This is a genomic window from Pseudanabaena sp. SR411 (assembly GCF_002251945.1).
GTDB lineage: Bacteria > Cyanobacteriota > Cyanobacteriia > Pseudanabaenales > Pseudanabaenaceae > Pseudanabaena.
Genome location: NZ_NDHW01000027.1, coordinates 22,586 through 38,502, shown reverse-complemented (window position 1 = coordinate 38,502; position 15,917 = coordinate 22,586). Strand labels below are relative to the sequence as shown.

Genomic DNA, 15,917 nt, shown 5'->3' with positions numbered 1-15,917 from the left:
TAGAGGTCTTAAAGATTCGTGAGTTCGCCAGTTCTACCCGACAATTCATCTAGTTCCAATTCTGTTGCGATTCTAGGCGTGCTAGCTTCGGGAAGTGGTAGCAATTTTGAGGCGATCGCTCGTGCCATTGAGCAGGGAAAATTGCCAGCCAAAATTGCCTTAGTGATTTATAACGAACCTGATGCTTTTGCCAAACAACGCGCTGAAAAGTTTGGTATTCCTGCAATTTTAGTCAATCATCGCGATTACAAATCACGTCAATCTCTTGATCGCGCCATTATTGAACTTCTCCAGCAATACAACGTTGATTTGGTGATCATGGCTGGCTGGATGCGAATCGTTACCCAAGTTTTAATTGATACTTTTCCAGAACGCATTTTAAATATTCATCCTAGTTTATTGCCTAGCTTTAAAGGTATCCATGCGATCAAGCAAGCCTTTAACTATGGTGTCAAGATTACGGGATGCACCGTGCATTTACTCAGTCTCGAAGTTGATAGCGGCAAAATCCTCAAGCAAGCTGCGGTTCCTGTGTTGCCAGAAGATAGTTTAGAAGATCTGCAAAAACGCATTCAAGTTCAGGAGCATATTATTTATCCAGAGGCGATCGCCGAGTATAGTCATCATATCTCTAAATAAAACCCAAAAAAAGGGAGGGTGGCGCGAAGCGCCACCCTCCCTTTTTTTGGGTTGTCACAAATCAAGATTTTGTGTAAGAATTCTGAGATGTTTTGTGCTTGTGAGAAAGGATTGAGAATTATGCGTTTAGGACAATTGCTAGCATTGGCAGGGTATCAAAATTCTCAGCCTGAACTAGATGGGCTAGAAATAAAGCGTGTAATAACAGATTCAAGGGCTTGCCAAGAGGGGGACTTGTTTATTGGCATGACAGGAACTCAAGTAGATGGGGGCAAGTTTGCGCCACAGTCGATCGCACAGGGAGCGATCGCCGCAATTGTTTCTCGTGAGGCTTTTGATAATTTATCAGAGCAAGATCAAGTCAAAGCGATCGCCGTTGATGATGTGGTGGTCGCTTGCAGCAAAATCGCGACTTCATTCTTTGACTATCCTGCTCAAAAGCTAAAACTGGTAGGTGTAACAGGCACAAATGGCAAAACGACAACCACGCACCTGATCGAATTTTTATTGCAAACTCAATATGCAGTGGCGTTGTTCGGCACACTATATACCCGTTGGGCTGGCTATTCCAAAACCGCAAACCATACCACCCCCTTTGCCGTGGACTTACAGGCGCAACTTGCCGAAGCGATCGCCGCAGGTTGTGACATGGGCTTGATGGAGGTTAGTTCCCATGCGTTAGACCAACGGCGCGTGTTGGGTTGCCCCTTTGAAGTCGCCGTATTTACCAACTTGACCCAAGATCATTTGGACTATCACAAAAATCTAGAAGACTATTTTCAGGCGAAAGCTTTGCTATTCAGTGACACCTATTTGCAAGGTCGAGCCATTATTAATTTTGATGATCCCTTCGGTCAGCGTTTGGCGCAAATGATTACGGATAAACCCATATGGACTTATAGCATTAGTAATTCCCAAGCGGATTTTTATACTGAGAACTTGACCTATTTGCCCAATGGCGCGACGGGAACTTTGCACACACCACAGGGCGCGATCGCATTTCAGTCACCCCTAGTTGGGCGCTTTAATGTCGAGAATATCTTGGCAGCGATCGCTACGGCTCTGCACATGGGGCTAAGTTTGACAGAATTAGTCAGCCGTTTACCCGAATTTAAGAGCGTCCCCGGCCGTGTGGAAAGAGTACAGGTCAGCGACGATCAAGATGTCACCGTGGTCGTGGACTATGCCCATACCCCTGATAGCCTAGAAAACCTGCTCAAGGCAATGCGTCCCTTTACGCAGCGCGAATTAATTTGTGTATTCGGTTGTGGTGGCGATCGCGATCGCACTAAGCGCCCATTAATGGGTGGGATCGCCGCCAGACTAGCCGATCGCGTTTATGTAACTTCCGACAATCCCCGTACTGAAGATCCCCAAAGAATACTTGATGATGTCGTAGTTGGTGTGAATGCGAATATCGGCGATAAACCGATGACTGTCGAAGGCGATCGGCATAAATGTATCCAAACAGCTATTTCTGAAGCTCAGTCAGGCGATACGATTCTGATTGCGGGTAAAGGGCATGAAGACTATCAAATTATCGGGCGGGAAAAGATCCATTTCGATGATCGTGAAGAGGCTCAATCTGCTCTCATCCAACGTCAAAACTTGAGTCGCTAATCAGTTTCCAACCTTTGGATATTTAAAGAGATATATTGGCAAAAACTGAGCAAATAATGGGCGAATCCTAGGTAAATCCTAGGCAAAAACACGTAAGGAGGATCGGTTATGATGCAAAAGGAAGTATATTCAGAACCAAGCCCAGTTTACCAACTCCATGTTCATTCGCATTAGTGTTTACCGATACTTTTTTTAGAGGAGTTTGCCAATGAGTATGTGGTTATTCGCAAAATAAAAAACAGACCCAGTAAGGTTTTTGAGTTTTTATTATGCCATCAGCAAAATAAAACTCACTAGTTTCTCAACTCAAAGTATTTTGGCATCAAAATTTTAGGAAGAAGTAGCTCCATGGGTTCGCAAATCGCCCCCAAACCTAAGTTGCTAGTTATCGATGATGAACCCGATAACTTGGATTTGCTATTTCGGACTTTTTATCGAGATTATGAAGTTTTACGTGCGAATAGTGGCTTAGAAGCACTGGAATTACTGGATCGCGAAGGAGAAGTAGCCGTAATTATCTCTGATCAAAGAATGCCGATCATGAGTGGAACTGAATTTTTGAGCCAAATGGCGGTTAAATATCCAGATACGATGCGGATTATTTTGACGGGCTATACCGATGTTGAGGATTTAGTTGAAGCAATTAACACTTGCAAGGTATTCAAATATGTCACCAAACCTTGGGATGAATTAGAACTTAAAAATGTAGTACGTCAAGCCATTGATACGCACAATGTTTTGCGAAATCGTACTGCTGATTTACGCCGCACTCTGCGACAACAATCACTCCTGAATGCGATCGCCTCATCAGCCGATAGTGCCGCTCCATATCGGGAAATTATTGCCACAATCGCCGAATCGATCGCTCGTAATTTTGATGTTTCAGGTAGCATTTTACGGCTAGTTGAGAACAGAGTACTTTCAGAAGACTATTTTGCTTATTCCAGTCAACCGATCACTGGGTTGCCACAACTAGCAAAGGTACTCACATTGCGATCTCAGATTGTGGCAATTAATGATATTGATAGCGATCAGCGTATTTCGGAAGCTGATAAATCTATTTATGCCAAAGCGAATATTAAATCAGTTCTATTTGTTCCCCTTGAAGTCCAAAAAGAATGCTTGGCAATGTTAGCGCTGTATCACTGCGAAAGTCCACATTTATGGAGTAACGATGAATTAGACTTAATTGAATTAGCCGCCGATCAAGCTGCGATCGTCAGTTCCCGTGCCAGAGCCTACGATCGCATTCAAGAGCTTGCCAAACGAGAATCTCTCCTCAATACGATTACCAGTACTATTCGATCAAGTCTCGATCCTCAAAAGATTTTTGCATCAATTACCCAACAATTAGGTCAAGCCTTAAACTCTGAAAGTTGTGCTTTGTCTCTATGGACAGAAGAAGATAGTTATTTGCGTTGCGTGGGGCTACATTTGCTTGATCCCGATGAGATAATCCATGACAGGGTAAACCCTAATGAAACTGCCCTGCCACAATCCATTGCCAATATCTCGGCAAATCCCGTCTTTCAAGCCTTAATTGAATCAAAGCAGCCCGTTGCTATCTCTGATTTGCGCGAAAATCCAGAATGGAATATTGTCGATTTACCATTACGCTCCATTGCCCGATCGCTTCTAATCGTCCCCTTGTTGTCAGAAGGTAAGATTATTGGGAGTATTTCCATGCGTCAAAATAAACTGCCTCGTCATTGGCAACCTGAGGAGGTGTCCTTAGTCCAAGCGGTGGCCGCGCAAGCCGCGATCGCAGTCCAACAAGCTCATCTCTTTCAAAAAACTCGCCAACAAGCCCAGCAACTGCTTGCCCTCGATCATCAAAAAACTGAATTCTTCCAAAATCTTTCCCACGAATTCCGCACTCCCCTCACCCTCACCATTGGTCCCTTAGAAGCAGCAATCGAGAAATCTCAACCACTCCCCCTTGAACAATCTGTAATCGCTTTACGCAACTGTCGGCGGTTACTGCGTCTAGTCAATCAACTACTAGATATCCAACGCCTCGACGCAGGAAAGATGCAGGCTTGTTTCCGCCCTTGCAATCTTGTCGAATTTACCAGTCAAACCATTGATTCTTTTCGTCCCTATTGCGATCGCAAAAATATTCATCTGTTTAGTGAGTTTAGCGAATGTCCAGAAATCTATCTAGATTTGGAGAAATTCGATAAGGTTCTCTATAATTTACTTTCCAATGCGATGAAATTCACGCCTAGCAATGGCAGTGTTACGGTCAGTATCAGCACTGATCGAGATGGTCAGCATTGTATTCTTAGTGTCCATGATACGGGTATTGGCATTCGTCAAGATCAAATTCCATTTCTATTTGATCGCTTTCGGCAAGCTGAAGGTTCCGTTAATCGCAGCTATGAAGGCAGTGGTTTAGGGCTAGCTCTAGTCAAAGAATTAGTCAATCTGCATGGTGGCAATATTTCCGTCACCTCAGACTATGGTCATGGTACAACCTTTGCCATTATCATTCCCATTGGTAAAAAGCATTTACCCCCCGATCAAGTCACCAACCTACCTGCGGATTTACAAATATCTAGAGCTTCAGTGGAGCTTGCCGATTTAGAAACTGACCTCAGTTTAGAAGAAGATATATTCGTTCATGAGCATGAGCATGAAGAGATCCCCCATACTCCCACAGGGAAAATTTTAATCGTTGACGATAATCGCGACCTGCGTGGATATTTACGGCGCGTTCTCAATCAAGCTGGCTATAGTGTAATTTCCGCACACAATGGCGCGCATGGCTATACCGAAGCTCAAGAACACCGCCCCGATTTGATCGTGACGGATTTAATGATGCCGCAAGTCTCTGGTTTAGACTTAATTGCGATGATTCGTGCTGATGAGCAATTAGCAGGTACTCCGATGATTTTGCTCACGGCAAAAGCTAATGAAGAAACCCGCATCGAAGGTACAGAAATGGGGGCTGATGCCTATCTAGCCAAGCCTTTTAATGATCGCGAATTGTTGGCAGAAGTTCGCAATTTACTCGCTCTCAAAACCAACGAACGGCGCGTGGCTCAACTCAATCTCTACCTCACCGAATCAGTTCTCAAGCGGTTTCTTCCTCCGAGTCTTGTTTCTAAAGCCGCCACTGGTGAACTCAGTCTGGATTTGCGTCCTGAGCCTAGGATGATTACGGTTCTCTTTACGGATATTGTGGGCTTTACTTCCCTCGCCAATACCTTGCGATCGCGTCGTGTTGCTGAGTTGCTCAATCAATATCTAGGAGCGATGACCGAAGCAATTTTTGCTAATGGTGGCACGGTCGATAAGTTTATGGGGGACGGCATTATGGCTCTGTTTGGTGCGCCCGAAGATTGCAGCCCCAATGAGCAAGTCCGCCGTGCTGTCCAAACTGCAAAACATATGCAGCGATCGCTAGCTCAACTCAATGAGCAATGGGCGGCTCAGGGCATTCCCACAGTGCGGTTTCGCTGTGGCATTCATCAAGGTACGGCTGTGGTGGGGATGTTTGGCAGTGCGGAGCGATCGGACTATACGGCGATCGGACCCACGGTAAATATTGCTGCACGTATCCAATCGGCGGCGGAACCTGATTGCATTCTTGTATCTGCGACGGTTGCAGATTATCTAAATGATGAGGAGCTTCGCAAGCGTGAACCTCTTAAGCTGAAAGGTGTTGATGAGACTGTACTCACCTTTTTTGTGGATAGCTAAGAAACAATGTGATATTACAATCCATTCCCGATCGCAAAGAACGCTGACCAGTAATTAGGATGATTATAATTTGGTGATTTGATCAAGGCAACTTGCGCTCGACGTAATGCTTCCGTGACCGTGACATCACCTTTTTGAAGTTCACCGTAAAAAGCAGTCATGAGTGCTTGTGTGCCTGCATCATCAACTTTCCAGAGAGAAGCGATCGCCACTCTTGCTCCTGCGGCTTGCATTTGAAATCCTAAGCCGAGGATCTCTACACCATTACCTAATTTGTCACCTAGTCCAGACTGACAGGCACTCAACACCACTAAATCAACATTGGTTAAAGCCCATTTCCGAATATCTGAAATTGTCGTTTTTTCGCCATCGCCAAAAATAATGAAGGAGTTTTTAGGGTCGTCAGTGGAGAGTTGTCCATGGGTAGCGAGGTGAAGAATAGTATAGAATTAGAGTTAGTGGTGGTTAGCTCTTTAGTTAAAACTTCTCCGATACATCCGAATTAATGCTGATATTGCTGCTCGTTATGGTTTTAAAATTGTTCTCAAACCCATTTCCACTTAAGATTATTAGGAATGGCGCAAGATCTCAGCTAACGTTTTCGGCATATATATCATCCATGACTTGCCCTAGTCGGTCATCGTTTAAGTATTCCGCTTTTACTCCTGCTCCTAATAAATGTTCTACTACGATCCCTTTATAGAATTTCTCAAACATATACAAAGGCGCGGATACAAATCCTAATCCGTTGATCAGCATTGCTTTTACGATTACCCCTGCGCTTACTTTCTCTCGGCTGTTTTTGCCAAGCCTTTCGTTGATGTTCTTCTCTATACCGATCTCATCGATTATTCCTGCTACGATTCCCAGATGGTTTAGGTTTTGCACTGTTATTTCGCTACTCATATCTCCCTCCTCTTTCCTAACCTTGCTTTTTTCCTATTCTAATTATTTTGATCTTCTTTGAAGATCGGAATGTGGGTCATAAATAAGGCTTCATAGTTGTTTCGAGTTTGAGAGAGGGTGTGCATAGCACACCCTCTCTCAAACCCAGTTTTAAATTATCCCGAACTCGCCCTACTCAACATCACATCCTAGGTTAAAAAGTCGGTCTGTTTTTTGACCAAGTACTCTTCCTTCCGTTGTGCCACTGATGGTCACAATATCTTTCCCAAGCAAATGGATATCGACAGCACTAACGGAAGAACGCGCAGTTTCTAAAGTTTTGCCGTTAATATTACTGGTGCGTTTGCCATTGGCAGTTAAAGCCCACAGCTTCGTTTGACCATCATCACCCCCACTGACTAAATAGCAACCTTGGGAACTGAAGGCAACCGATCGCACAGGTTTAGCATTATGAGCATCTTTCCAGCCATCGACTAATTGACAGGGGCGATCGCTTTGCAAACAGGTACTAAGATCCCAAACTGACATATAGCCCTGATTATCGGCTGTAGCCAGTAAATTGCGTTTGAGATCGGGGACAGAAATACTTTGAATATAATCATCCTGTCCGCCGACATTGGGATAGGGAATTTGCTTAACCGTATTGTTGCCCCAATTCCAAAGAACAAGTTGGTTATAACGACCAGCGATCGCCAAAGTGCTGTCATCTTGACCAACTAAAGCGATCGCAATGATTGCAAAATCAAATTTCTTAACCTGACTTGGTTGGGTGGGCGGATTGGTAAACAGATTTTGGAGATCCCAGCGCAGTACCGTGCCACTACCATGACCACTAAATAAGTTTCTAGCATCGAGGGTATACTCTAAGCCAAATACGCGATCATCTGCTTGATTAGTAAATGTGGCGATCGGGCGTTTATTGTCTCCTTGACTATCCAAAATCTGAATTTCACCATTTTCTAGTCCCGCCGCCACAAAATTATTATTAACAGGACGATAGCGAACTGTGCGAATAGCTTTCTGAGCTTCCGTTAAAGTACCTAGGTCAAAGCCGACAAAGGGTCGATAAAATCCTGACACATTCCATTTACGGATTGTGCGATCGTTAGAACTACTGATCGCATTACCACCAATACCGTCATACTGAACAGAAGTAACCGCTCCCTGATGTGGTGGGAATGGATTATTAGGATTAAACAACCAACCAATTAAAAAGAGAATGATTGCTAAAATCAGAATTATTAAGAAAAGCGGAACTACTGGCTTAACAACAACTTCAATCGCTTGGACTTCATCAATGGTGTTAACTCTTGTATCTTGCCAGTTTGCCTTAATTAACAGATTTAATTTTTGAGATGTTCCTAGCCAAGGTCGTGATTTATCAACTTGAAGTTGGAGATCATTTTTACTGAATGGTTCAATCTCAGCATCATTGGGCGATACTTCAAAGGAAAAGTCTTCATAGTCACTAGAATTAACATTCTCTAGATCAAAACTAATTTTTTGAGGAAGGTTGCTCGCATTGTTGGCTGTGAGCGTAAATATCGCTGGTGAAGATTGCCAAAACTTCCACCACAACTTCCACGATCGCTTAGCGGGAATAGTTTGCAACCTTGGTGAACAGATTACGGCTAACTCACCTTTTGGCAATACTTCTAAGCTAGATGTTAATTGCGAAGGTAAGCCATTAGTGTGGGAAATATCAATGGTAAAGGGATAGGATTTGGCGATCGCATCATGATCAAAGGGCAAACTACATACAAAAGCAGCCCGAAACTGCGCCCCAGCCTTGACAGTGAACTGTTGAGTATTGCCTCTAGGAAACCATGAATCTGGCAGATCGCGACAGGTTAAGCTAACATTCGTATTTTGCTGACTAGGGTTGCCTATTAAGATTGGAATTTCGAGATCATCAAGGGGCATAGCCTGAAGTTTTTGAGAAGGTATTTCCGCCTTTAAAATTGATCGCCCTGCACCTTCTTGGAGATTGATGCGTAATACTTCACGATTTTCTTCACGTAACTCGATCGAAAAAGCTCGAACTGTAATATTCATAATTCCTGTGAAGCCTGAGATTGGGGTTTCAATAATCGAAACCATAAACTCAACCAAATCTCCTGGGGGGATCTTCACACTCACATCAGGTGAAATCGTATACCACTCATAGCCAACTTCTTGAATATCTGCACCTGCGGCAATGAGTTCAATTTGAAAGCTAGAAAACTGATTGCTATCATTAACAACAACTACGGGAAAAGAATTTTTTGCAGAACCGATTTTAAAATTCAGTTCTTTTTGAGGTATCTCTAAGCCGATTTGATTTGCTGACATCGCTCTATTTATTCTCTTAATGTTATCTGGATAGTTAGTACGAAAGATAGCAGAGTGGCTCTAAGTGCCACTCTGCTATCTTTCGCTCACAAATCTTTGGCGAAATTGCTCCGATTGTAATTGATTAGGAATTTGTCTGGCGATCTCTTCAACTAATTGTGATTGCGACGGATTTTGGTCTAAAGCTTTCTTTAAAATTATTTTAGCGACTGGTCCAATTAAATCAAATAATTCTTGCTGACATCGATGAATGAATGCACTATCAATGCTCGTCAAAGTAGTACTAGTGCTGTCAGTGCGAGATGCTCTAGCTCGAGTCAGTAGAGCCTGTAGTGATTGAGATTGCTCGATTCGAGAACGAATCACCTCCTTTTTGGCTTCGTCCTTTTCTTGTCGGAGCTTAAAAAGTTGCCCCTTCATCCCATTTTGCCGTTCAGCAATGGTACTTCCCATCTCTTGAAATACTCGCGCCATCTGCCCCAGCTCGTCTTGACGCTGAGCAACTGAATCTAATGCTTCAGAATTGAAAGATTCTTCTTCAATCTCTTTTGCCGCAGTCATCAGATTTTTAATCGGACGTAATAGCCACGAAGCGATCGCCAAACCAATCAAAATATTTACCGCTAACAGAATCATAATAATAACTAAAGTGACGCGGTTATTGGTATCAATCTCCTGCATAAAAATTGACTTCGGTACAATAATTCCCACCGACCAATCTAGCTCTAAATCTTGAGCCAACTTCTGCATACTCAAAATATATTTTTCGCCATTAGAATTAAATTCAACTACCTGTAAATTTTCCATGCTTTGAGTTGAGCCTAACTGTTTTCGCAAAGCCAACCCAGCATCTTGTAGGCGTGGGTCTTTACTTTGAGCAAGTTCAAAACGCTTAACTGTATTTCCATTTTTCTCAAATACAGGAACTTCAGAAGTGGTGGCAACTAGATTGCCATTACCTTCAACCAAAAATACATGCCACTGATCGCTGGGACGAGTTTGCAGCATAAACTGCTTGATTTGTTTCAGGGAAATATTCATGCCTACTACCCCCTGAAGCCCACCACTAGCATTGTAGATGGGGGTAGCTTTGGTGGTAGTCAATTCACCGTCGGTTGTACTCACAAAAATCGAACTCCAGATTGCCTTGCCAGACTTTTTAGCATCGATATACCAAGGGCGCGTGCGATGGTCATACACTTCATTCATAATCACTTTGCCGCGTATCCCATTATTGCTTAGTTCATACGTAGGACGATTAGGGCTGGTGTTATCTTCGCGAATGCGGAGTAAAAAATTGGCATCATTTTGGCGCTCAATGCCAACCATTGTGCCACTCTCATTGCCATAAAATAGAATATTTTGACTGTTTAGCTCCCTTGATGTATTAAATATCTCTGTTTGAACTTCACTAATATCGTTTGGGTTGACACTGCCGTTGCGAAGAGCGGTTGTCAAGGCTTGATTAATTCGCACCGACTCTTTGAGATAGGCATTGATTTTTAGCTCCACGCGATAATTTAAGTTATTACAAAGCTCGCGGGTTAATTTTTGAATGGCGCGTTCACTACTATTAAATGAAATCCAACCTGTGATCCCAACTGCCACAGTAATTTGAATGCTTAGCACAATGGGAAAAATTTGCCGAATCGAAGACATAGATAGATAACCTTGGATAAGTGGGAACGTCTAAATGTTTTAAGGGGTTGTATCAACCATATTCGTGATACGGCGCTGATCAGATTCTGGTGGAAGATTAAGGTTGTTTTGGTATTGAGGATTCACTTGCATTGCTTGATACATCCCATAGCGTTGAGCAGCATAGTTGAGAATATTAATTCCCAATTCTTGGCAATTACGAATGGTTTCCCTTGTCAGGGCTTGATCTGACTGACCACTCCAGATCGGTGATAGTTTGCCGAGTATGACAATTACCCCCCCATTCGTGAGAATCTGCATTGGCTGCTGGAGGATCGCTGATAAGTTCGGGAGGAGAAAGGGCTGACTCCGAAGCGGATGTGTGCGCTCTAAATCGGAAAAAGCTTGCATTGATATTTCCATAGGAATCCGACCATGGAAGGAATTAAGTAAATCTTGAGTAGCCACATCAATTTCGATCGCGATCGCTTCTAGCTCAGATTGCAGTTCCACCTGAAGGCTCGATTGATCAGATTGTTGAGCCATAGATTGAACTTGGCTAGTTCTTCTGAGCTTGTTGCTAGCATTTTGTAGTTCATTATAAATTTCTAATAGATTCTCTAACGGGCTATTACTAATTGCGGCTTCGATGATAATCACCCCACCAATAGCAATATATTCTCGTAAAGCTAATTGCGTAGCATCATTAATAGTTAAGACTTGAGCATGGGTTAAATAAATGAGATGGTAGGGACTGAGATTACTCAATGTTAGTTCGGCACTAATATCTAGCTTACCGATTGGCTCAATTAGGCTAAGGCTCGGCGCAAGACTAGATAAAGATTGACCGAGAAAATGGAGATGTTCTTGAATAGTGTTTTGTTGATGGTTTCCAAAAGTCGCTACTCGAACCAAATTTTGAGGACGAATTTGAGCTTGTAAACGATAGCGCATATCTAATTGCGATACGCTGGGAGAAAATATATCCATTGGCGTTTGGATCTCTAACTTCCCTTCCGCGATCGCTATTCGACAGATTTCAATATCCGTCTCAAGGGGCAAGTCAGTCTTCTCATTAACTCGAAATGTTTCCACCAGTACTTCATTGCCACTAGCTCGCTTGAGTTTGGCGGGATCGACATAACTAAGGACTAGATAAACAATCGTAATCTCGGCATCGTAAGCAGTCGTGGAAATCCGAAAATCGAGGGGCGTTGGCACAACAATAAAATTACCGCGCAGATCGATCGCCATGCCTGGTTGAATTTGTACCCAACGCCCATCCCGAAATTTGGCTGGTAAATCCGCAGGTGCAGCGATCGGAGCAACTCCTAAACCACAGATAATTCCTGGTAAAAATAGGGATTGATACTGGACATTTTGGCGATGCTGGTGATACTCGTGAGCGAGCCGCCATCGTTCACTATTGATCATCAATCCATCTGATACCTGTAGCCGTTCAAAGGACTTGATTATGGGATAGGGAAAGTCATTCATAGGTTTTTAGTGATTTTTTATCAATTATTTTTATCAATACATTTTTAGGATTTTAAAGATATCGGCGCTTCGTGAGGATATCTTTAAATAACTTCTAGATCGTAGGTACAAAAAACAGGTTTTTCCCGCTCGATAATTCGATGGATAAGTGGCAAGTCAAGAGCATTTTGTAAATCATTACGAATTCTCACCACAAAATGAAAGGGTCTACCACCACCTGTTGAAGCATTTTGTCCGAGGATAGCTTCACCAAGCACAAAACCCCGTCCTGTAATTTCAAAAATACTAATGTGCTTTTCTGCTTCAGGCAAATGTTCATCAAGGGGTAACCCTGTAAACAAATGGATATAAAAGCGTAACCCCCGACGAGTTCCCCGCCAACGATAAATCTGCATGGCTTGCTTGATCAAGTAGCGTTGCCGCTCAACATCAAGATATGGTGATGTTTCCCATCCCACCCAATGAGCAAGAAATGGCAACATAGTTTCAGGAGCTAGCATCGGGTCGAGATAAGCCCAGAGCGTGTCTAAGATCTGCACATCGGGTTCTAGGGCTTCTTCAAAGATCTTCAGCAAGCGTCCTACAAAATCTACTTCACGGTAAGCATCAGGTAAGAAGTCCAGATATAAACTAGACGGACGCACATAAAGCCGAAATGGCTCAATATCAAATAGTTCTAGTCTAGGTGAGAATCCTGAATCTGAATCTGAACTCGCATAACCACCATAAATTTGTAACTGCCCCTGATAATTAATCGTGAGGGGCTGACCTTGCACGATCGCTTCTTGGTTTTCAAAAAAGTCCGCAGGAACTTGGAAATAGAGTACGGCTTCCATTTCTGCATAGGGAGGCAACTGATTCCCTTCCATCCCAATTTGCAACCAATCCGATGGGAAGTCCCCTTCGACCCGTAAGTTGGTCAGAAGCGAGCGATTACTGGAATTTTTGAGTTTGACTACAATTTCGCTCGGCTCATTGGGATTAACCAGCAGTTTGCAATTAGTAGGCGATCGCACACTATCACTATTAGCCTGTAACAGATTACCCTGTGCATTACCCAACTTATCAGCACTGGCTAAAGTCTCTTCATTGGCATCAGGAGACTTCATCGAAATTAGGCGAATGCTTAGTGCTTGGAGCTTGCTTTTTTGAGTCATAGGAGGTGGTGTTTAGATGCTGTCTTAATTGACAATATTAATCACGTGGCTAGAGCGTAATCTAGGACTGCGCCAAGAGCAGATCAATCCAACTGAACCAGGATCAATCATTGGTTGCGGTGCGAGTCGCCTCATCCATTCGCCGTTTTCATAGCGCAACTCAAATAGTTGTACTGTACCTAAAAAGCGCACACCTTGAAAGTTTTGTAACAGTTTGACAATATCAGACGGATAAACAGGACGACCGAATTCCCAACCCTGCCCCTTAACTCCGCCCGTAATGGGATTAAGAAAACGATAGAGCATCACCTTAAGCTGCTGCACAATATCTTGCTGTACCTGTGGATTGCTATAGGAAGATTCTAGAGCAATCTCAGTCTGAACACAGACACCCACATATTCAGGTTGTTCTAGTTGAATTTGGATGCCTAGCATCTTCCGTTCATCTAGATAGCCCAATACTCGCTCAACTAGAGGTGGGGTTAAGATAAACTGATCAGGCGCAATCCCTTGACCTTGATCAATGCTTTCAGTGCGGACTCTGGGAACAACTAGCAACTTAACAGTTCCCGCCTCTTGCCTCCTCCTCGTAGGCGCACAGATGACCCGCGCCACAGCCCCATCTCCTGCAATCATAGTCAAGTATTCAAAATCTGTCTGGGTAATGGCGCGATCGCGAGTTCGGAGCATCTTGGGAACGCGCACTGCTACATCATCAAGGGATTCCGCATCAACACCATTACTCGCCGAAATATGATTGGTTAAGCTGGCTACATAGGGAATAGCATTTTTGGCTATTCGCAAACTGCCACGCTGTATATTACCGCGAAACCCTCCGCCTGTACGATATTTCACCATTTGAATGATCGAGCCTTTAGGGGGAACCGCGCCATATTGAGTACCAGTTGACCTCGTATTCAAGGCGATCGCCTTGGACTGATCTACCACAACTCTTTGCATCGGTTCACCTTGAATCCGTAAACGTTGCAATGTATGCTGACTCTGATAGTTAGGCGTTTGTACAAAGGGACCAAATTGAACTTGCCCTGAAGTGGAATCAATAATATAGTGCAGATCGCTTTCCGTAGATTCGGAAAAATCGGCAACTTCTTGCCATATTTGTGGCAGTCCGACGGGTGGGGTGACTAGTAAATATTCATCGGCTTGGCGCGGCAATACTGGTTGGTGCAGTAGTTGAAAAACCTGTCCTGATTTGCCATTACTCTCTCCCAAAACTTCGTTTTCTAGGGCATGACATTGAGTTGCTTTGACCGTTCCCCCGATCGCTCTTGCCGACATGCCAATAATATGGGGCGATCGACTATAAGCTGCTTGATTGGCTGTTGGTTCAACATAGCTACAGCGTAACCAACGTCCTCGATAGGTGGAGAACTGTCTTACATCCCATGTTAGAGGCAAATGAAAGATCACTTCTGCACCCTGCAAAGGATTTGTTCCCTCTCTGGCTAGTTCACTAAAACTAAATCCTTTCGTGCGATCATCACTCTCTTTTTGGAGTACAGGTTGCCATGCATTACCATTCCATGCTTCCCAAAATCGAGGTGGATTATTGGGATTAATCCCTGTCGTCGTTGCCGATTCTCCCTTCAATTTGAGGGCAATCACATTGCCATTGATCGGTTGCTCTCCATCAAAAACTACATAAAAGCAATTAGTTGGTTGAGGTGGGTCACTAAATAGAGCAATTTCCTGTCCTGACCACTCCTCTTCACGATCTTCTGTCCATACGTCTAAGAGTAAATCGCGCAAAAACTCAGGATTTTCTTCAGCTCTAGGTGCAGCTAGTAAGTGTAAAATGCGGGGATTACCAATTACCAAAGGTTGATCGGTACTAAATACGATCGCTTCTTCAGTTTCAGTTCTCAGTGTTCCCACTTCAACCCCCGCAGGAATTGTATAGGGTTCTGGTAAGGAGGCACTCAGATAAAAAGTCACCTCAGTTTGAGCAGGTGCAGGTGGCTGTAACCGAATCCCCAATAATTCTAAAAAAGCAACGTAATTACGGCGCGGCACTTGGTTAAACCGCACCAACATCTGATCGGTTAGCCAAGCAAATAACTCAATCAGAGTAACACCTGGATCGCTAGGGTTATAGTTTGTCCATTCTGGACAATAGCGCGGGATTCTGAGAAGACACTCATTCACCAATTCTGCGAAGGTGCGATCGTCAAGATCAGATTTTGGCAAATTGGGAAGAAAATCAAACTCTTTCGTCATTACACAATGCTCTTAGGTGAATTTGGCGATGATTAGATTTTACTAGCTATCTTTACCCTTCGCGATTAAATACCAAATAATTTCAAAAAGTCGAACCCAATTTTTGGGTAGCCCTGCAAAGGATTTGAATGGGTAAGGATAGGCTGCGCTTCGCGCAGCCTATCCTTACTTAGGACTACCAATTTT

Annotated in this window: 9 protein-coding genes and 1 pseudogene; 3 read left to right on the top strand and 7 right to left on the bottom strand. The window is 43.6% G+C overall.

Translation table 11 applies throughout. From position 1 onward, the window contains the following. The first annotated feature begins 18 nt into the window (after window positions 1-18). From purN to B9G53_RS00685, 3 genes are all read left to right on the top strand, one after another. Window positions 19-639 carry a phosphoribosylglycinamide formyltransferase gene (gene purN / locus B9G53_RS00695; protein ID WP_094528402.1) on the top strand — a complete coding sequence of 207 codons (621 nt, stop codon included), beginning with the start codon at window positions 19-21 and terminating at the stop codon, window positions 637-639. 120 nt (window positions 640-759) lie between these two features. Then, a complete protein-coding gene (locus B9G53_RS00690) occupies window positions 760-2,259 on the top strand; it encodes a UDP-N-acetylmuramoyl-L-alanyl-D-glutamate--2,6-diaminopimelate ligase (RefSeq protein ID WP_094528401.1) in 1,500 nt (499 codons plus the stop codon). 348 nt (window positions 2,260-2,607) lie between these two features. Then, a complete protein-coding gene (locus tag B9G53_RS00685; RefSeq protein ID WP_094528400.1) occupies window positions 2,608-5,964 on the top strand; it encodes a response regulator in 3,357 nt (1,118 codons plus the stop codon). Between the two features lie 14 nt (window positions 5,965-5,978). Here B9G53_RS00685 and B9G53_RS00680 read toward each other — a convergent pair whose 3' ends face one another. From B9G53_RS00680 to B9G53_RS00650, 7 genes and pseudogenes are all read right to left on the bottom strand, one after another. Continuing rightward, the gene (locus tag B9G53_RS00680) at window positions 5,979-6,404 is read right to left on the bottom strand and encodes a CHAT domain-containing protein (RefSeq protein WP_094528399.1); all 426 of its coding nucleotides are present in this window, start codon (window positions 6,402-6,404) and stop codon (window positions 5,979-5,981) included. A 166-nt stretch (window positions 6,405-6,570) separates the two neighbouring features. Continuing rightward, window positions 6,571-6,870 (bottom strand): annotated as a pseudogene (locus tag B9G53_RS00675) (DUF4277 domain-containing protein); the annotation flags it as partial. Window positions 6,871-7,041: 171 nt separating this feature from the next. Next, the gene (locus B9G53_RS00670; protein WP_094528398.1) at window positions 7,042-9,201 is read right to left on the bottom strand and encodes a hypothetical protein; all 2,160 of its coding nucleotides are present in this window, start codon (window positions 9,199-9,201) and stop codon (window positions 7,042-7,044) included. 75 nt (window positions 9,202-9,276) lie between these two features. Continuing rightward, the gene (locus B9G53_RS00665) at window positions 9,277-10,860 is read right to left on the bottom strand and encodes a cache domain-containing protein (RefSeq protein ID WP_094528397.1); all 1,584 of its coding nucleotides are present in this window, start codon (window positions 10,858-10,860) and stop codon (window positions 9,277-9,279) included. A gap of 39 nt (window positions 10,861-10,899) precedes the next feature. Continuing rightward, window positions 10,900-12,336 carry a hypothetical protein gene (locus B9G53_RS00660; RefSeq protein ID WP_094528396.1) on the bottom strand — a complete coding sequence of 479 codons (1,437 nt, stop codon included), beginning with the start codon at window positions 12,334-12,336 and terminating at the stop codon, window positions 10,900-10,902. A gap of 83 nt (window positions 12,337-12,419) precedes the next feature. Further along, a complete protein-coding gene (locus B9G53_RS00655; RefSeq protein ID WP_094528395.1) occupies window positions 12,420-13,493 on the bottom strand; it encodes a phage tail protein in 1,074 nt (357 codons plus the stop codon). A gap of 24 nt (window positions 13,494-13,517) precedes the next feature. Then, a complete protein-coding gene (locus B9G53_RS00650) occupies window positions 13,518-15,731 on the bottom strand; it encodes a putative baseplate assembly protein (protein WP_094528394.1) in 2,214 nt (737 codons plus the stop codon). Window positions 15,732-15,917 lie beyond the last annotated feature (186 nt).